This is a genomic window from Undibacterium sp. JH2W, from assembly GCF_049340425.1.
Classification (GTDB): domain Bacteria; phylum Pseudomonadota; class Gammaproteobacteria; order Burkholderiales; family Burkholderiaceae_D; genus Undibacterium.
The window spans coordinates 239,792-256,874 of the sequence record NZ_JBMPOT010000001.1 but is presented as its reverse complement, the minus strand read 5'-3'; the positions used below and the strand labels follow the sequence as shown (position 1 = coordinate 256,874).

General features: G+C 51.9%; 18 protein-coding genes. 13 read left to right on the top strand and 5 right to left on the bottom strand.

The window, feature by feature from the left end; translation table 11 throughout:
* Positions 1-109: 109 nt before the first annotated feature.
* Together ACO0LC_RS01155 and ACO0LC_RS01150 are read left to right on the top strand one after the other, a co-directional pair.
* Entirely contained in the window at positions 110-1,342 is a 1,233-nt protein-coding gene (locus ACO0LC_RS01155) for a urate hydroxylase PuuD (protein ID WP_422999788.1), read from the top strand.
* 28 nt (positions 1,343-1,370) lie between these two features.
* Positions 1,371-2,594: a M20 family metallopeptidase gene (locus tag ACO0LC_RS01150; RefSeq protein WP_422999786.1), complete on the top strand. Its 1,224-nt coding sequence runs from the start codon at positions 1,371-1,373 to the stop codon at positions 2,592-2,594.
* Positions 2,595-2,710: 116 nt separating this feature from the next.
* On the opposite strand, the gene ACO0LC_RS01145 is transcribed toward ACO0LC_RS01150, so the two are convergent.
* On the bottom strand, positions 2,711-3,247 hold the full coding sequence (locus ACO0LC_RS01145; RefSeq protein ID WP_422999784.1) for a PaaI family thioesterase: 537 nt from the start codon (positions 3,245-3,247) through the stop codon (positions 2,711-2,713).
* Entirely contained in the window at positions 3,244-3,693 is a 450-nt protein-coding gene (locus ACO0LC_RS01140; RefSeq protein ID WP_422999782.1) for a PaaI family thioesterase, read from the bottom strand. The genes ACO0LC_RS01145 and ACO0LC_RS01140 overlap by 4 nt, the downstream gene beginning before the upstream one ends.
* A 93-nt stretch (positions 3,694-3,786) precedes the next feature.
* Here ACO0LC_RS01140 and ACO0LC_RS01135 point away from each other — a divergent pair, with 93 nt between their 5' ends.
* A complete protein-coding gene (locus tag ACO0LC_RS01135) occupies positions 3,787-4,815 on the top strand; it encodes a GlxA family transcriptional regulator (RefSeq protein ID WP_422999780.1) in 1,029 nt (342 codons plus the stop codon).
* A gap of 134 nt (positions 4,816-4,949) precedes the next feature.
* A complete protein-coding gene (locus tag ACO0LC_RS01130; protein WP_422999778.1) occupies positions 4,950-5,537 on the top strand; it encodes a PilZ domain-containing protein in 588 nt (195 codons plus the stop codon).
* A gap of 50 nt (positions 5,538-5,587) precedes the next feature.
* Here the strand turns inward: ACO0LC_RS01130 and ACO0LC_RS01125 are convergent, their stop codons facing one another.
* Positions 5,588-6,304 (bottom strand): glycine-rich domain-containing protein, encoded by a 717-nt coding sequence (locus ACO0LC_RS01125; RefSeq protein WP_422999776.1) that lies wholly within the window; start codon positions 6,302-6,304, stop codon positions 5,588-5,590.
* Positions 6,305-6,670: 366 nt separating this feature from the next.
* On the opposite strand from ACO0LC_RS01125, the gene ACO0LC_RS01120 reads away from it, so the two are divergent.
* The 8 genes from ACO0LC_RS01120 to ACO0LC_RS01085 all read left to right on the top strand — a co-directional run bounded on the left by ACO0LC_RS01120 (position 6,671) and on the right by ACO0LC_RS01085 (position 14,744).
* The gene (locus ACO0LC_RS01120) at positions 6,671-8,350 is read left to right on the top strand and encodes a methyl-accepting chemotaxis protein (RefSeq protein ID WP_422999774.1); all 1,680 of its coding nucleotides are present in this window, start codon (positions 6,671-6,673) and stop codon (positions 8,348-8,350) included.
* Between the two features lie 50 nt (positions 8,351-8,400).
* Entirely contained in the window at positions 8,401-9,252 is an 852-nt protein-coding gene (locus ACO0LC_RS01115) for an HDOD domain-containing protein (protein WP_422999772.1), read from the top strand.
* Between the two features lie 164 nt (positions 9,253-9,416).
* Positions 9,417-10,397, top strand: a complete 981-nt coding sequence (locus ACO0LC_RS01110) for an MBL fold metallo-hydrolase (RefSeq protein ID WP_422999770.1) — start codon at positions 9,417-9,419, stop codon at positions 10,395-10,397.
* 124 nt (positions 10,398-10,521) lie between these two features.
* Positions 10,522-11,502, top strand: coding sequence for an MBL fold metallo-hydrolase (locus ACO0LC_RS01105; RefSeq protein ID WP_422999768.1), 981 nt, complete (start codon positions 10,522-10,524; stop codon positions 11,500-11,502).
* Between the two features lie 79 nt (positions 11,503-11,581).
* Positions 11,582-12,826, top strand: a complete 1,245-nt coding sequence (locus ACO0LC_RS01100) for a cytochrome P450 (RefSeq protein ID WP_422999766.1) — start codon at positions 11,582-11,584, stop codon at positions 12,824-12,826.
* A gap of 31 nt (positions 12,827-12,857) precedes the next feature.
* Positions 12,858-14,018 carry an ABC transporter substrate-binding protein gene (locus ACO0LC_RS01095; protein ID WP_422999764.1) on the top strand — a complete coding sequence of 387 codons (1,161 nt, stop codon included), beginning with the start codon at positions 12,858-12,860 and terminating at the stop codon, positions 14,016-14,018.
* Between the two features lie 272 nt (positions 14,019-14,290).
* Positions 14,291-14,500: a stability determinant gene (locus ACO0LC_RS01090; RefSeq protein WP_422999762.1), complete on the top strand. Its 210-nt coding sequence runs from the start codon at positions 14,291-14,293 to the stop codon at positions 14,498-14,500.
* Positions 14,469-14,744, top strand: a complete 276-nt coding sequence (locus ACO0LC_RS01085; RefSeq protein WP_422999760.1) for a type II toxin-antitoxin system RelE/ParE family toxin — start codon at positions 14,469-14,471, stop codon at positions 14,742-14,744. Before ACO0LC_RS01090 ends, ACO0LC_RS01085 begins: the two co-directional genes overlap by 32 nt.
* A gap of 99 nt (positions 14,745-14,843) precedes the next feature.
* On the opposite strand, the gene ACO0LC_RS01080 is transcribed toward ACO0LC_RS01085, so the two are convergent.
* Positions 14,844-15,056 (bottom strand): SlyX family protein, encoded by a 213-nt coding sequence (locus ACO0LC_RS01080; protein WP_422999758.1) that lies wholly within the window; start codon positions 15,054-15,056, stop codon positions 14,844-14,846.
* A 164-nt stretch (positions 15,057-15,220) separates the two neighbouring features.
* Here ACO0LC_RS01080 and ACO0LC_RS01075 point away from each other — a divergent pair, with 164 nt between their 5' ends.
* Positions 15,221-16,645 carry a glycoside hydrolase family 18 protein gene (locus ACO0LC_RS01075; RefSeq protein ID WP_422999756.1) on the top strand — a complete coding sequence of 475 codons (1,425 nt, stop codon included), beginning with the start codon at positions 15,221-15,223 and terminating at the stop codon, positions 16,643-16,645.
* 156 nt (positions 16,646-16,801) lie between these two features.
* Here ACO0LC_RS01075 and ACO0LC_RS01070 read toward each other — a convergent pair whose 3' ends face one another.
* Complete coding sequence (locus tag ACO0LC_RS01070) at positions 16,802-17,050, bottom strand: hypothetical protein (protein WP_422999754.1); 249 nt, start codon at positions 17,048-17,050, stop codon at positions 16,802-16,804.
* Positions 17,051-17,083 lie beyond the last annotated feature (33 nt).

The window sequence follows — 17,083 nt, the reverse complement described above, 5'->3', positions numbered from 1 at the left end:
ACACCGGTCGCAGCGGAGCTTCGGTTCGCGACCACTTTGGGATATTTTTATATCCCTCTCGTCTGAAGAGCCCCGCGGAGGCAGACGAGCTTCTAACATGAGAGAAAACATGGAAGCTTTTTTACTTGCGTATGGCACTGAGTGGTTGAACCTGATCGTCCGCTGGCTGCATCTGATCACAGGCATTGCCTGGATAGGTGCCTCCTTCTACTTTGTCTGGCTGGACAATAATATCCGCCCGCCCAAGCCCGGTTCTGAACTGGCCAACAAGGGTGTGTCCGGTGAATTGTGGGCCGTGCATGGCGGTGGCTTTTATAACCCGCAAAAATACCTGATCGCCCCCAAGGAATTGCCAGAAGAACTGCACTGGTTCAAATGGGAAGCCTATGCCACCTGGCTGTCTGGCTTTGCGATGTTGTTCATCGTTTATTACTTCAATGCGTCTGCGATGATGATAGACAAGTCCGTGGCTGACCTGACGAGCTGGCAAGCCATAGGCATAGGCCTGGGTACGCTGCTGGTGGGCTGGACTGTGTATGACCTGCTGTGCCGCTCACCGCTGGGCAAACGTGAAGGTCTGCTCGGCATCATCATGTTCGTGTTCATTGTGGCGGTAGCTTTTGTGTTGTCGAAATTCCTCAGTGGCCGTGCTGCCTATATCCATGTCGGTGCCATGATAGGTACGATGATGGTCGGTAATGTGCTGATGCTCATCATTCCCGGCCAGCGCAAACTGGTCGAAGCCATGCAGCAGGGTAAATCGCCTGACCCTATCCACGGCCAGAAAGCCAAGCAGCGCAGCGTACACAATAATTACTTCACCCTGCCGGTGCTGTTCATCATGATCAGCAACCATTATGCGATGACGTATAACCACGAGTACAACTGGCTGGTGCTGGCGATCATCATGGCGGCGGGTGTCTTGATACGTCACTTCTTCAACCTGCGCCATAAGGGCATTACCAACTGGGCTTACCCTGCGGCTGGCGTGACTTTATTGCTGGCCGTGGCGATTGCGATTGCCCCCAAGCCGCCAGCGAAAGTGGCAGCGCCTGACCCTGCCCTGTCGGCGGCAGAAGCAGAGGCAGCGCAGTTCACTAAAGTACAGGGCATCATCCAGCAGCGTTGCGTGTCTTGCCATTCAGCTGCACCTACCCAGCCTGGCTTTGCCACTGCACCTGCCGGTATCAAGCTTGATACGCCAGAACTGATCAAACAGAATGCGGTCAAGGTGAACTTACAAGCGGTGCAGTTGAAGGCCATGCCTATAGGGAATATGACACAAATGACGGAAGAAGAACGTGCAGTCGTCGGTGCCTGGTTCCAGGCTGGTGCCAAGTAATCCAATAAAAATTTAGAAAGTACAAGACATGAATAACTACGAACAACTCGACGCCTGGGTAGATGCGCACTTTGACGAGCAAGTCAAATTCCTGCAAGAACTGATACGTGTTCCTACCGACACACCACCCGGCAATAACACCCCGCATGCAGAACGCACCGCTGACCTGTTGCAAGACATGGGCATCAGCGCAGAAAAGCATGCTGTACCAAACAATGAAGTCAAAGAAGCAGGCCTGCAAAGCATCACGAACCTGCTGGTACGTCGCCAGTATGGCCCAGGCAAGATCGTGCTGCTGAATGCCCATGGTGATGTGGTGCCACCAGGCGAAGGCTGGACCAAGAACCCCTACGGCGGTGAAATAGAAAACGGCAATATCTATGGCCGTGCCACAGCAGTCAGCAAATGTGATTTCTCGACTTATACCTTTGCCCTGCGGGCGCTGGAAGCAGTGGCCAAACCAACAGCAGGCACGCTGGAGTTGTTATTTACGTATGATGAAGAATTCGGTGGCGAAGTCGGCCCCGGCTGGATGCTCAAGCACAATCTGATCAAGCCTGACCTGATGATTGCTGCCGGTTTTTCTTACCAGGTTATCACGGCGCATAACGGTTGCCTGCAGATGGAAGTGACGGTACATGGCAAGATGGCGCATGCAGCTATCCCTGACTCAGGTGTCGATGCCTTGCAGGCAGCAGTCAAGATTTTGAATGCCCTGTATGCGCAAAACACGCTTTACAAACAAGTCACATCGAAAGTCGAAGGCATCACCCACCCTTACCTGAATGTGGGAACGATAGAAGGTGGCACCAACACCAACGTTATCCCTGGCCGCGTCACGTTCAAGCTGGATCGCCGCATGATACCGGAAGAAAACCCGGCAGAAGTCGAAGCGACTTTGCGCAAAGTTATTAACGATACCGCGGCTGAATTTCCTGGTATCAGCGTCGATGTAAAACGCATACTGCTGGCAAATTCCATGCGCCCATTGCCAGGTAATACGCCTCTTGTTGATGCGATACAAAAACACGGTGGTGCGGTATTTGGTGAGGCGATTCCTGCTTTGGGCACACCCTTGTATACCGATGTGCGCCTGTTCTCGGAAGCAGGCATACCTGGCGTTATCTATGGCGCGGGGCCACGTACTGTGCTGGAGTCTCATGCCAAGCGCGCAGATGAGCGTTTGCATCTGGAAGATTTACGCAAAGCCACCAAGGTCATTGCGCGCAGCCTGGCGGATTTGCTGGTGTGATGTAGGGTGGCGTTCGTTGCATGCCAATTAGAACATGGTATGCAACAAACGCCGCAGAAGCGACGAATTCAGGATTGCTGCTTATTGAAAATGAAAGCAAGCCCGTATGATTAGCATCAAGGCAAAGGAAATATCAGACAAGTCGTTGTCGCGTGCGCATATATCTTGCCTGCGGCATCGACGATACGGCCTTCTGCCGTACCCACTTGCTTGCCCACCTGTATGACCTTGCCCTCAGCACGCACCGGGCCAGTCTTGCTGTTCATGGCGCGTATCAGGTTGACCTTGATTTCCAGGGTGGTGTAACCGATACCGGCTGGCAGCATGGATTGCACGGCGCAACCAACGGCAGAATCGAGCAGGGTGCAGAAATATCCACCGTGTACGCTGCCCAGCGGGTTGTAATGCTGCAAACCCGGCGTGCCCTGGAAGACGATGTGACCTGCTTCACCCTCTACCGGAATAAAATCCAGGGTCTTGCCTATATGGGCAATGGGGTAATCACCATTCAAGATGCCACGCAGGAAATCAATGCCGCTGACGGCTTTTAATTGTTCCAGACTTAAGACGCCGGGTTCTGCCATGCGGGCGCGCACTGCAGCTTCTTGCTCTTGCCATTGCTGTAAGACCGTTGCTGCATCACGACTCATCATGCATCCTTTCTGGGGAACAAGATCATTTGAGTGCAGCGGAACAGGGCGATAGTCTTGCCTTCGTAGCTGACGACGGCGTCCCAGACCTGGGTAGTACGACCCAGATGCGCGCCAGTGGCTACGACGCTGATCGTGCCTTCACGAGCCGTGCCCAGATGATTGGATTTCAGTTCTAGGGTGGTAAAGCTTTGTGCACCTTCTGGCAGGCTGGCGATGCAACCATAACCGCAGGCGGTATCGGCCAGGGTCACGACACTGCCAGCATGCAGATAGCCATTTGGGGCCAGTAAATGTGGCTGGACCGGCAATTCTGCGGTAACTTTGCCTTTTTCCACGCTCAAAATCCGTATTCCCAGATGGCCGGGCAGGAATTTAGTGCCAAACTGGTTGAGGCGTTGCGCCTGCTCTTCTGCTGCAGTGTTATTGGCTGTATCTGCTGTGCTCATAATCTTTTCCTGTGATGTGCAGTCTGCATTCTAGTTATTGCAGGAAAAGGCGGACAGTGTCAGTATTGACTCTTTCTATGCAGATTACGACAAATGGCACATATAGAGGTCTGGCTCTATCCCCAATGCATGGCTTCTGCGGTCACCGGGCCGCTGGATGTGTTCGCGGTTGCCAATGCCATCTGGGCTATCAAGAACAAGGATGAGGTAGGCCAGCTGTTCAGTTGGAGTCTGCGCTCCATTGACGGCGAGTCTGTCGTGACACCTTCCAAAGTCTGCCTGAGCGTCGACGGTGCCATACTTGCAGACAGCAAGGCGGACATAGTCTTATTGCCGGGCATCTATATGGAGAATGGCGTCGCCGGGCTAGCGGCGGATTTACATGCCATGCGCGGGCTATTACCGACTTTACGCGCCAGGCATGCACAGGGCAGCGTACTGGCGGCCAATTGCAGTGCCACTTTTTTATTGGCTGAAGCTGGTTTGCTCAATGGTGGCCATGCCACGACGACCTGGTGGCTGGAGCGCGCCTTCAAGGCACGCTATCCGGAAGTCAGCCTGCATCTTTCCGAAATACTGGATGAATATCAAAACATACTGACCAGTGGTGCCGCCACCAGTTACCTGAACCTTGCTTATCATCTGGTGGAGCGCTTTGGTGGCCAGGATATTGCCAGCGGTGTTGCCAAGACTTTGCTGATTGATGCCAATCGTGCATCGCAAATGCCGTATATGCAATTGCTGAGCATGACCCAGCAAGATACCCATCAGCATGAGAATGTGCTGGTGCAACGTGCACAGAAATGGCTGAGCCTGAATCATCATCTGCCTTTTCGCCTGCCTGCCCTGGCAGGGCATCTGGCGGTTAGCGAGCGTACTGTGATACGCCACTTTCACCAGACCCTCGATACCACGCCAGCCACCTATGCCCAGCAAGTCAAGATGGATGTTGCCAAGCGCCTGCTGGAAACCACCACGCTGACCCTGGAACAAGTGGCCGAGCGCACGGGTTATAGCGACCCCAGTTCCTTCCGCCGCCTGTTCAAACGACATTCGGGCTTGTCGCCAGCCAGTTATCGTGAGCAATTCAGGCCAGCGAAGAGAGTCTTGAGCACAGTTTGAGCTTCACCTGCGGATATCTATTCAACATTCAGCACCAGAACCATGAAGGTGTATTAATATAGAAAAGGCATATCAAACATTTATCTTTATTTCTTTGTGGAAATTCATGCTGACTTCCTCTATATAATGCCATCATGCATAAACTACCCGGAAAAAGAAAAGTCTCTTATGGCTCTGATCCCATAGCGCCAGCAGTTCCTGCTGCACCACTGGATCAAGCCTTAGTCACAGATAAGTCTACTGACCCGGCAGCAAGCAACCCTGACCTCGGTGAAGTGATTGCCGTGCAAGACCTGGCAGCCTCGCAAAACCCGGCCATCGCCGACACCCTGGCCAAATTCAATGTAGTAAAAACGCAGCTATTGCGTTCCCATAACCGCTATCTGGTGAAGTGGGAAATCGCCCTGATTCATGAAGGCCGGGATCAAAAAAACAGTTATTACGGCAGAATCAATGATATTTCCGAGAATGGTCTCAGCATGTTTTGTGACTACAATGTGTTTTTTGATGGCAGGGTCAAACTGGTCATGAGCTTACCGCCTTTGCATATAGGCGCGGTAGCACAAAAAATCGAAGTCGAGAGCAGGATGGTGTACACCATACTCTCGCAATATGCCTTTCGCATAGGCCTGGAATTCTTGCGTTTTCACGATGGTGAAAAGAAAATCCTGATGGACAGGCTGGAAAGCAGTAATGCTGCACTCAGGCCCAGTCTGGCTTGATTCTGCTTTTATTCTGTTTATATTCTGTTTATATTCTGCCTACCTCGCGCTTAATCCCCTCCGCCACAGCCGCCACCGCAACCACCAGAGCAGCCCGAACTGTCCCCCCCGCTGTCACTGCTGCTATCGGCACTGCTGCCGCTATCGTGACTGGTGCCGCCAAAATCATACGCAGTATCACTGCTGCTGCCACCATAAAAATCGCCGCCACAATACACTGTGCCATCACCATTCTTGCGCAAGGCGCTACAGTCAGGCTGGTAGCGAAAGCCGTCGGCGATATTCCACTTGGCATCCAGGGCAAACAACAGGGGCAAGCGGGTGGCGCGGCGCGGGTTGATGTTTTCTTCGAGGCAGGCAAACCACCAGGTACGGCGCAAGCCTTCATTGCTGCGCTGGCTGCTACCCAGTACTGCTGCCGGTGTATGGTGCATATAGCGACCAAAAGCCTGTTTGCAAAATTGCTCATAATTTTTTGTATATAGTATAAATTCGTGCCACAAGTCATCGACCACTTGCGAAGGCATGGAAATATGCTTGTAACCGGATTTCAGGTAGACCAGGAAAAACTGCCGTAAAGCCCTGGCGACCAATTGCTGGTCTTTCAGATGCAAGTCCGGACGCTGTTTGTGTAGCCTTTCCAACAGTCCAGGTGGAAACATATAAGTGCGTATATAGTCAGCTCGCGCCGCCCGCCGCCAGCGCATCCAGACCATTAACAGACTGACAGCCAGTACCAGGACGACGACACCAAGTAATATGGGCATAAGTATTCTTGCTCTTGATCAATAGAATTTAACAAAAACTTGCGCCATGCACGCTTTGCGCAAAAGCAATTTTGGCATAGTATGGAAACAAAGTGATTTAGTTAGCCAGACATAAACTGCCGTAGCTTATTCTAAGCCTAGTCTGCGATACCAGATTTTCTATTCCCCAGACTCTGATATGTTGTTTTATGAAAAAGTTTTTTCTAAGAGGCTAATCTGAAATCTTTACGACATACAAATCAAATCGGCAACTGAGACTGACAGTCCTTGGCATGCGCCTTGCGTACCGAAGCTTAAGTCCTTTGAATTGAAGAATTCAGGTAAGCACGACCTCGTAGCAATGTATTTCTTTCTTGGAGATTCACTATGAATTTGCGTCACTTGCGCATAGGAACCCGACTCGCGGTGGGCTTTGGGGTGATACTCGCTACACTGGTACTGATACTGGTCATCGATAGCATCTTCAGCGCCAGTAACCGCAAGGAAATGGTTGCGGGCCTGGAACTTTCGCACAATAAAAGTGAGCTCGCTGCCAGTATGAAGAGCAGCATGCTGGAAGGTGGCATTGCCATACGCAACATAGGCTTGCAAAGCGATATTGGTGAAATCGACAAGCAAAAAGCCATCTCCAAAAAGCAACAGGCCCGCTTTGCCGAAACCCGTGAAAAACTGATTGCCCTGGGCCTCAGTGCAGAAGAAAAAAAGATAGTCGATAGCGTCGCAGAATTCGACAAGCAAGTGGACGTGCCCATCAAGGAAGCCATGAAAATGATGCTGGCATTCAATGGTGAAGAAGCCGTCAAACTGATCGCCACCCAGGTTGACCCTTTGCAACAAAAAGCTTTGCTGGAGATTAATAAATTAGTCGATATTCAGGACAAGGCTTCTGCCGAGCTTTCCGCCACGGCAGAAAGCAAGGGCAAGCAATTAACCCTGACCCTGTTCGCCATAGGCGCGGTGATCTTGCTGTTTGGTGCAGGATTTTCTATCTTCCTGACGCGCAGCATCACTACACCCTTGCGTGATGCGGTTGTCATCGCCAAGCGTGTTGCTGCCGGTGAACTGACTTTCCGTGAAGCGGCTGATGGTACTGATGAAATCAGTGAATTGCTCAATGCGCTCAAGGAAATGAGCGATAACCTGCACAATATCGTCAGCGAAGTCAGGCAGGGCACAGATGCCATCGCGATTGCTGCAGTAGAAATCTCGACCGGTAACTCCGACCTGTCTTCACGTACTGAAAACCAGGCTGGTGCGCTGGAAGAAACCGCTAGCTCCATGGAAGAAATCACGGCCACTGTCAGACATAATGCCGACAATGCCAGACAGGCCAATGGCCTGGTCACCTCTGCCTCCAACTTCGCCATCAAGGGTGGTGAAGAAGTCGGCAAAGTTGTCCACACCATGAACTCCATCAAGGAGAGCTCACGCAAGATTGTCGATATTATCAGTGTTATTGATGGCATCGCCTTCCAGACCAATATCCTGGCACTGAATGCCGCGGTAGAAGCTGCCCGTGCCGGTGAACAAGGGCGTGGCTTTGCTGTAGTGGCCTCCGAGGTGCGTAATCTGGCGCAGCGTAGTGCCAGTGCCGCCAAAGAGATCAAGACCCTGATCGGCGATTCTGTAGAAAAAGTCGATACCGGTGGCAAGCTTGTCGATGCGGCTGGCAAGACCATGAATGAAATCGTCAGCTCGGTCAAACATGTGGCACAAATCATGTCTGAGATCACGGCAGCGGGCCAGGAACAAAGCTCAGGCATAGAAGAAGTCAATCGCGCCATCAATCAGATGGATGAAATGACGCAGCAAAATGCGGCGCTGGTGGAGCAAGCTGCTGCTGCGGCAGAAAGCATGGAAGAACAAGCCAATAACCTGGCCAGGGCAGTATCGGCCTTCAAACTGGATGCTTCCGGCAATCACATACGCCGGGTGCAAGCAGTTAACCTCAGTTCCGCCAGGAACGACTATACTGAGGAAGAGCCATCCTTGATCAAGGCAACTGCTGGTAAACTGGTAAGGGCACTGGGTTTCAATAAAAATTAGCGGGCTGTGGGGCAGATCCCTGCTTTCTGGTCTGCTCCAACAAGCATATTATGAACAAGTCGGAAGCATTAAAGAGTATCGTTGCGCAAGCCAGCAAGGGCGACTTGGTTTTCCCTACCAATGTGAATGCCTCGCTGAAGATACAACAGGCACTCGACGATCCTGATTGCGGCATAGAGACAGCCGCAAAACTGGTCATGACTGAACCCCTGATGTCTGCCCGCGTGGTAGCCATTGCCAATTCAGTAGCCTATAACCGCTTTGGCGGCGGCGTCACCAATATCCGCACTGCCATCACCATACTCGGCTTCAATACCCTGCGCTCAGTGACCGCTGCCGTGGTCATGCGCCAGCTCAGTGCCGCAGTTTCCGACCCTGGCATACGCAGCAGGATGGATGCCCTGTGGCGTCATTCTGCCTATGTTGCCGCCCTGGCTCACCTGATCGCCCGCAAGGTCAGCAAGGTCGATGCAGAAACCGCCTTGTTTGCTGGCATCGTGCATGAGGTAGGTGGGTTTTACCTGCTCTCACGCGCTCAGGAATTCCCGGCCTTACTGGATGTCGATGCGACAACGAGCGTGCCAGATGCGCTGACCGAAACCGATGAAACCTTCATAGGCCGCGCCGTCCTGAACAAATTGCTGGTACCCAAGCGCGTGGTATCTGCTGTTGAAGCCCTGTGGTATGGCATGCGTGTCATGCCACCGGAAACCCTGGGCGACACCTTATTGCTGGCCAATGAATTGGCAGCAGTCCCATCACCGCTAGACCCACGCTCGCCAGAAAGCATACGTCAGTCGGCTTCAGAAATTGATTTTGCCGTCGGCGAAGGCACCTTGCTTTCCATCCTGTCTGAATCGGCTGAAGAAGTTGATGCCCTGACTGCCTCCCTCATCAGTTAACACCGATAAAAATACACTCAGGCAAGCAGATAAGCGCTTAGCAACGAAGTTGGCAGAAATTCGGCATAATAACTGTCGCATTTACAATTTTTGTCCTGTAACAGCAAGCTGCCCGGCTGCAAGCCCCAGCCTGCTGTGTCCCTGCCATCTTCCAAGGAAAAACCATGCAATTGAAAAGTTTGCTTCGTTCTGGCCTGTTCAGCTCTTCCATCCTGGCTGGCATGGCCGTGTTTGGCATCCCCGCCATGAGCGCCCATGCTGCAGCGCCCATGGTTAAAACCAGTGCCCCCGGCTTTTACCGCAGCATGCTGGGCGATTTTGAAGTCACCGTCTTGTCGGATGGCGCAGTCCCACTGCCAGTGGACAAGATACTGACCAATACCACGCCAGAAAAAGTCGGCAAGGCACTCAGTAAATACCATTTGCAATCCCCCGTGGTGACTTCAGTCAATGCCTTTCTCATCAACACCGGCAACAAGCTGGTATTGATAGACAGCGGTGCTGGAGCCTTCTTTGGCCCTACCCTGGGCAAGCTGCAGGCCAGCCTGAAAGCCTCCGGTTACCTGCCTGAGCAAATCGATGAAATCTATATCACCCACATGCATACCGACCATATCGGTGGTCTGGTAGATGGTGACAAGGCCGCCTTCCCAAATGCCATCGTGCGCATAGACCAGCATGACACCGATTATTGGTTAAGCCAGACCAACCTGGACAAGGCCACTGGCGACGCCAAGGGCAGCTTTGAAAAATCCATCGCCATCCTGAAACCCTATGTACAGGCTGGCAAGCTGAAAACCTTTGAAGGTGATACTGAACTGGTACCCGGCATCAAGGCAGTCGCTTCACATGGACATACTCCTGGCCACAGCATCTACAAGGTAGAAAGCAAAGGGCAAACCCTGGTCTTGTGGGGTGACCTCATGCATGTCGCTGCCGTGCAGTTTGAAGATCCGTCCGTCACCATACAGTTTGACAGCGACAGCAAGGCCGCCTATGCGCAAAGGCAAAAAGCCTATGCTGATGCAGCCCAACATTCCTATCAGGTGGGCGCTGCTCACTTGTCTTTCCCTGGCATAGGTTATATACGCAAAGAGGGCAAGGGCTATGCCTGGACGCCTTTGAATTACGCTCCACTGCAATAATTAGTTCCCCCTGGCAGATTAGCCCATCCTCCTACACAAGCAACATCGCCAACACATGCTGCGCCGCCATGCGGGCGGCAGGTGTTGGCTTTTTAATTGTCTTGCCACTCATAGAAAGAAATTCATGCAGTTATCACGCCCGCTATTTTCCGGTGCATTTTATTCCACCGCTCTGGCGGCCCTCATCAGCCTGACTGGGCTAACGCCAGTTGCCCAGGCAGCCGCGCCGCTGGCAAGCACGGCGACACCCGGTTTTTATCGCAGCATGCTGGGAGATTTTGAAATTACCGTTTTGTCGGATGGCACATTCCCATTCCCGGCAGCACAAATGCTGACGAATACCAGTCCAGAAAAAGTCAACAAGGCCCTGGCCAGGTCGTATTTGTCCAGCCCGGTGATCACTTCCGTTAATGGCTTTTTGGTCAATACCGGCAATAAACTGGTGCTGATCGATACTGGTTGTGGCAAGTTCTTTGGCCCCAGCCTGGGCAAACTGCTGAGCAATTTGCAGGCTGCCGGTTATCAGGCTGAACAAGTTGATGAAATTTATCTCAGCCATTTACATCCTGATCATATCGGTGGCCTGGGGGAGGGCGACAAAGCAGTTTTTCCAAATGCCACTGTGCGGGTAGACCGCCAAGATGCTGAGCATTGGCTGAACCCGGCCAATATGGCCAGGGCCCCCAAGGAAATCCAGGCTTATTATGAAAGAGCAAGCAAGGTATTGCAGCCCTATGTCGAGGCCAACAGACTGAAAACTTTCGATGGCAATACTGAACTGCTGCCAGGCATCAAGGCGATTGCCAGCCATGGACACACTGCCGGTCACAGTATTTTCAAGCTGGAGAGCAAGGGCCAGACCCTGGTCTTGTGGGGCGATCTCATGCATGTTGCGGCAGTCCAGTTTGAGACACCAGCAGTCGCCATCCAGTTTGAAGAAAATAGCAAGGCTGCCACGGCACAAAGACAAAAAGCCTATGCTGATGCAGCGCAGCATGCCTATCTGGTTGGTGCTGCTCATTTATCCTTTCCTGCCCTGGGTTATGTGCGCAAAGAGGGCAAGGGCTATGCCTGGACGCCTTTGAATTATGCCCCCTTGCCATAATCTGTATTGTCGTCAGCCTGATTGACAGTACCCGGCAAATCGGACACAGTGCAAACTCTGTCCTTTGCCGGGTTTTTCCATGAATCCTGATCCTGAGTATCAGAATACCGCCACATCAGCGCCGCTAATCACGGACGATTTTGACCTGCGCCACCTGCCTGCAGATTTTTACCAGAATCCCTATCCCTATTACCACGCCTTGCGCGAACAGACACCCGTGCGCAAGATGCCGGATGGCTCTTACCTGCTGACGCGCTATGCTGACCTGGTGCATGTGTATAAGGATGCCAGGACCTTTAGCTCAGACAAAAAGCTGGAATTCAAACCGCGCTATGGTGACTCTCTGCTGTATGAACATCACACTAATAGCCTGGTCTTCAATGATCCGCCGCTGCACACAAGAGTGCGTCGCCTCATCATGGGTGGGTTGACACCGGCAGCCATGGCCGATACCGAACCCGGCCTCATCAAACTGGTGGATGGCTTGCTGGACCAGATGGAAAGCAAGGGAGCAGTCGATCTCATCAGCGATTTCGCCTCTGCCATACCGGTAGAAATCATAGGCAATTTGCTGGCTGTGCCGCATGATGAGCGCGAGCCTTTGCGCGAGTGGTCACTGGCCATACTCGGTGCACTGGAACCTGCCATCACGCCAGAATTTTTTGCCTACGCCAATCAATGTGTCGCTGAATTTCTGGATTACCTGAAACAACTGGTGGCACAGCGCCGGCTGCATCCAGGTGACCCCAGGACCGATATGCTGACCCGCCTCATAGAAGGCGAAACCAATGGCGAAAAGCTGACGGAAACCGAGCTCTTGCAAAACTGTGTATTCCTGCTCAATGCCGGGCATGAGACCACCACCAACCTGATAGGCAATGGCCTGGTCGCCCTGCAGGACTGGCCTGCACAAAAAGCCCGCCTGATCGCCCAGCCAGAAATGATCAACACCGCTATCGAAGAATTCCTGCGCTTTGAAAGTTCCAACCAGTTAGGCAACCGCATGACGACGGTGGATACGCAAATTGGCGATGTCGCTATCGCCGCTGGCAGCCGTATCAGCCTGTGTATAGGCGCAGCGAATCGTGACCCCTTGCAATTCCCTGAGCCCGACCAACTGGATATAAGCCGCAGCCCGAATCGCCATCTCGCATTTGCATCCGGCATACATCAATGCGCGGGTATGTTTTTGGCACGACTGGAAGGCAGGGTGGCAATTTCCCGCTTGCTGGCGCGCTTCCCCGATTATGAATTAAGCGCAGCACCTGTCAGAGGTGGGCGCGCTCGCTTCCGCGGTTTTTTATCAATACCCTGCAAACTATAAAATGACTCACAACAAAAAATACGGAGAAAAAATGAAGACAAATACCAACATCAAGAAAAGCCTGCTGGCACTGGCAACAGGCCTGCTCTGCATCAGCGCCCAGGCACAGATCAAGATAGGCGTCACCATTTCATCAACGGGCCCAGCGGCCTCTCTGGGCATCCCCGAGAAAAATGCGATTGCCATGCTGCCCAAGGAAATCGCAGGAAAAAAAGTCGACTACATCGTCCTCGACGATGCCTCAGACACCACCCAAACCGTGACCAATACCCGCAAGCTGATCTCGGAAGAAAAAGTCGATGCCATCATAGGATCAACCACCACGCCCAATTCCCTCGCCATGTTGCCTGTCATCGGCGAAGGCAAGACACCGACCATCAGCCTGGCATCCAGCAATCGCATCATAGAACCCATGGATGCCAATAAAGCCTGGATGTTCAAGACGCCACAGACCGACACCATGATGGCGATTGCGATCGCCGAAGACATGAGCAGGAAGGGCATCAAAACCATGGGCTTCATCGGTTTCTCGGATGCCCTGGGTGAAGCCTTTTTGGTGGAAGTGACCAAGTATGCCGAGCTCAAAAAAATCAAGGTCGTGGCGACTGAGCGCTTTAGCCGTAATGACAATAGCGTCGTCGGCCAGGTCTTGAAACTCATGTCCAGCAACCCTGATGCCATCGTCGTCGGCGCTTCCGGCACACCCGCTGCCCTGCCACCCAAAACCCTGGCAGAACGCGGCTACAAAGGCCGCATCTACCACAACCACGGCGTCGCCAACAGCGACTTCCTGCGCGTCTGCGGCAAAGACTGCGACGGCACCTTCCTGCCCACCGGCCCGGTTATGGTCGCCAGACAACTGGCCGATAACAACCCCGTCAAAAAAGCTGCACTGGATTTCTCCAACAAATTTGAAAGCAGCTACGGAGCAGGCAACCTGGCAGCCTTCGCCTCCTATGCCTGGGACGCTGGCCTGCTGCTGCAACAAGCCATACCCCTCGCTTTGAAAAAAGCCGCGCCTGGCACCCCAGAATTTCGCGCTGCCTTGCGCGATGCCCTGGAAGCGACGCAGGGCCTGGCCACCACCAATGGCGTCGTCAACATGAACAAATCCGACCACCTGGGCCTCGATCAAAGGGCACGCGTCATGGTGCAGATCAAGGGTGGGAAGTGGGTTTATCAAGCCGAGTAGGATGAGGGGAACTTGAGCTGGGTAATCAACGTCAATTACAGCAATAGTTGTGGATCTTGCTGTTGACCCTTCGCGGTTCTCATGTGCCTGTGTTCCTATGATATAAATATAAGCCAGCACGCTTGCTGGCTTATATCATTGCCTTGGAAATACCTTGATGCAAGTTAATTCACTGATAGACAGAATACCTCTGGAAGTTTCGAAGCCAGATGATAATAATTTAATATGTATCCTGTTGTGACGCATCACAGAAAATATGCTAATCTACACTCATGACTACTGCACTTTCTCCTATCGTTTCCGAGTTCGCCACAGCAGAAGAAGCTGAGGTATATGAAACTTGGAAGCGTGCAAAAATCGAAAAATCCATGGCAAGTACAACGCCAAGGTCTCCCCATGATCAGGTAATGGCAAAAGTTCAGGCTATCATCGACGCAAAACAAAAAAAACATGCTGAATCTTCATTGGTCAAGCCAAGCTGAAGACGATCTGTTAACGATCGTTGATTATATTTCTGATCATAGTTTGATTGCAGCGCAGCGACTGAAAGATGATATTGAGTTTGCTGCCTCTCAAATTCCAGCACATCCATATATATACAGAACAGGGTCGGTGCGTGGCACTCGGGAACTCGTAGTCAGTCCAAATTACGTTGTTGTATACCGAGTTACTGCCGACGCGATAGATATTCTTGCCGTCATCCACACTCGTCAGTCGTATCCGTAAAACACGACACAAGCACTCAACCGCTACACTTAGATGCGGCAATGGCTACACAAAGAGCCATCCATTTCCTCATAAAACCGAGAGCAAATCACACTCGTCTCAATAATGTGGCGGCCTCTCATCCACCACCGCAGTCCTCTGGCTGGCCGCCACAGCCACTTCCCGCAGGCGCGCTGCCATCGCCGTGCACAGCGCTTCGAGTTCATCAATTTTCTTTTGCTGTCTGTAGACTTGTGTATTGAGGGTATCGACCAGATCATCCTGGCGGGTCAGGCGTATTTCCAGGTCTATCAGTCTTTCTTCTGTCGTCATGGTGTCGCTTTCATTTAATCAGGCGCACAGTATGCCATACCAGTCTGGTATGCTAGTGGACTGGTATTCTCTACTTACAAGCAAGGCATGCAAGTGGTATGCCCTGATTTGTTAAAAAATAAAAACCTGTTGACCCGCTTTGCCTGCGCTTGCATGCTATGGATATGAAAATTACTCACCTTACCCCACGTCCTCTCCTGTCATGCCTGTTCGGCATACTGGTCTTATCTTCCTCTGCTGCCAGTCTGGCCAAAGAAGCCAGCAAACCAACAGCAAAGCTACAAAATAAGCCGGTAGTCATGGCTTATTATGCGCTGGAAAAAGAAGAAATCAATCACTACGATGAAGGCAAGGTCGCCTTCCCGGTTTCTGCCATCAAAGCAGAAAAAGCGCGCATGCTGACACATTTGAATTTTTCTTTCCTGACCATCAGCGAAGATGGCAAATGCGTATTGGAAGAAGGCACCAGCTTGCCAGCTGCAGCAAAAATCTTTCGAGAATTGCAAGGCCTGAAAAAATATAACCCGGATTTGCGCTTGCAGTTTTCCATAGGTGGCTGGGGCAATAGCAATGATGAAAGCCCTACCGTAGGCCGTTACCGCAAGGCTGCTGCAACAACAGACAACAGGAAGACACTCACGCAATCCTGCGTAGGCATGGTGCGTGAATATGGTTTCGATGGCATAGACATAGACTGGGAATATCCGCGTGCAGAAGATGCCCAGAATTTTGTTGATTTGCTCAAGGAAATGCGCACGCAACTGGGTCAGTTGAAAGCAAGCAGGCCAGACACCAAGCTGGCCCCGCAACTGACGATCGCGGTTGCCGGTGGCGCTTTCAATATGGCGCGCACTTACCTGCATTTGCCACAAATCGCCGCCCAGGTTGATTACATCAATCTCATGAGTTATGACTTGACTGGGCCGTGGGAAAAACTGACGAACCACAATGCTCATCTGTTTGGTGATGCGCGTGAACACATGTTTGATAATCCCTTGCGCGCCCTGGCCATCAAACCGGCATTGAGCAAGAAAGCACTGGAACAACGCTTCCCTTCCCCTTTGCCCTTGACTGTGGATGCCACCGTGCAGCAATACCTGTATGCCGGTGTGCCTGCCAGTAAACTGGTGCTGGGCTTGCCATTTTATGGCCGTGCTTATTTCCAGGTAGAGGCCGGAGAAAACCGTGGCCTGTATCAAGCCTTTGTCACACCTGCCGGTGATGTCTATGAAGGCGACCCCAGCCTGCTGGTGGGTTGCGATGCCTGCACCGCCCGCAAAGATCCGCGCATGCCTGGCTATGGTGAAATCAAAAAACTGCTGGCCGCCAACCTGGGCTACCAGTCTTATTTCAGTACCGATACCAAGGTGCCCTGGATATACAACGCTGAAAAGAAAATCTTTATCAGCTATGACAATGAAGTTTCTTTTGCCTACAAGATCGCTTACCTGAAAAAATACAAACTGGCCGGTGCCATGTTCTGGCATCTGGGGCAGGATGATGAAGAGGGAAGTTTGTTGCGCAGTTTGTATACGGGCTTAAATCCGGAAGCAGGTTTGCAGGGTGGCTTGCATTACGAGCCGAAATGAGAAATGCCGAGGAAAATTTTTCTCTGTAGGAGCGGCTTCAGCCGCGAATGCCCGACACGGTAAACTGTTCGCGGCTGAAGCCGCTCCTACAAAGTAAAGGAAATTTTTCTCAAGTCATCTGACAAAAATGATTAGGTTTATTCGCTCTGGGATTCCCTAGTTAATATTCTCTACCCAGATTTTTTCATTCCCATGATGATCTGCCATGGTTTCCAGCGCGCCCTGAAAAGCCTCGTCGCCCGGGCTTTTCAGGGGATAATTAAAGCGTGAAATATTCATACCAGATAAAGCGGCATATTCAGCATTACTCAAGACATTGCTGCCACACCAGATTGCGATATCCGTCGTTTTTCTGAGTGCAATCAATTCATCCAGACCATTGCGTGTCAATGCAAGGAAAACCATTTTTACTCTTTTCTTGAAGTAAGAAGTTGCTGT

What these genes read in the sequence shown, in the direction of transcription:
- ACO0LC_RS01150 (WP_422999786.1), top strand. Translation starts at nt 1,371, where the DNA reads ATGAATAACTACGAACAACTCGACGCCTGGGTAGATGCGCACTTTGAC.
- ACO0LC_RS01075 (WP_422999756.1), top strand. Translation starts at nt 15,221, where the DNA reads ATGAAAATTACTCACCTTACCCCACGTCCTCTCCTGTCATGCCTGTTC.
- ACO0LC_RS01095 (WP_422999764.1), top strand. Translation starts at nt 12,858, where the DNA reads ATGAAGACAAATACCAACATCAAGAAAAGCCTGCTGGCACTGGCAACA.
- ACO0LC_RS01100 (WP_422999766.1), top strand. Translation starts at nt 11,582, where the DNA reads ATGAATCCTGATCCTGAGTATCAGAATACCGCCACATCAGCGCCGCTA.
- ACO0LC_RS01070 (WP_422999754.1), bottom strand. Translation starts at nt 17,050, where the DNA reads ATGGTTTTCCTTGCATTGACACGCAATGGTCTGGATGAATTGATTGCA.
- ACO0LC_RS01085 (WP_422999760.1), top strand. Translation starts at nt 14,469, where the DNA reads ATGCTGAATCTTCATTGGTCAAGCCAAGCTGAAGACGATCTGTTAACG.
- ACO0LC_RS01130 (WP_422999778.1), top strand. Translation starts at nt 4,950, where the DNA reads ATGCATAAACTACCCGGAAAAAGAAAAGTCTCTTATGGCTCTGATCCC.
- ACO0LC_RS01080 (WP_422999758.1), bottom strand. Translation starts at nt 15,056, where the DNA reads ATGACGACAGAAGAAAGACTGATAGACCTGGAAATACGCCTGACCCGC.
- ACO0LC_RS01155 (WP_422999788.1), top strand. Translation starts at nt 110, where the DNA reads ATGGAAGCTTTTTTACTTGCGTATGGCACTGAGTGGTTGAACCTGATC.
- ACO0LC_RS01140 (WP_422999782.1), bottom strand. Translation starts at nt 3,693, where the DNA reads ATGAGCACAGCAGATACAGCCAATAACACTGCAGCAGAAGAGCAGGCG.
- ACO0LC_RS01120 (WP_422999774.1), top strand. Translation starts at nt 6,671, where the DNA reads ATGAATTTGCGTCACTTGCGCATAGGAACCCGACTCGCGGTGGGCTTT.
- ACO0LC_RS01115 (WP_422999772.1), top strand. Translation starts at nt 8,401, where the DNA reads ATGAACAAGTCGGAAGCATTAAAGAGTATCGTTGCGCAAGCCAGCAAG.
- ACO0LC_RS01110 (WP_422999770.1), top strand. Translation starts at nt 9,417, where the DNA reads ATGCAATTGAAAAGTTTGCTTCGTTCTGGCCTGTTCAGCTCTTCCATC.
- ACO0LC_RS01125 (WP_422999776.1), bottom strand. Translation starts at nt 6,304, where the DNA reads ATGCCCATATTACTTGGTGTCGTCGTCCTGGTACTGGCTGTCAGTCTG.
- ACO0LC_RS01135 (WP_422999780.1), top strand. Translation starts at nt 3,787, where the DNA reads ATGGCACATATAGAGGTCTGGCTCTATCCCCAATGCATGGCTTCTGCG.
- ACO0LC_RS01105 (WP_422999768.1), top strand. Translation starts at nt 10,522, where the DNA reads ATGCAGTTATCACGCCCGCTATTTTCCGGTGCATTTTATTCCACCGCT.
- ACO0LC_RS01090 (WP_422999762.1), top strand. Translation starts at nt 14,291, where the DNA reads ATGACTACTGCACTTTCTCCTATCGTTTCCGAGTTCGCCACAGCAGAA.
- ACO0LC_RS01145 (WP_422999784.1), bottom strand. Translation starts at nt 3,247, where the DNA reads ATGATGAGTCGTGATGCAGCAACGGTCTTACAGCAATGGCAAGAGCAA.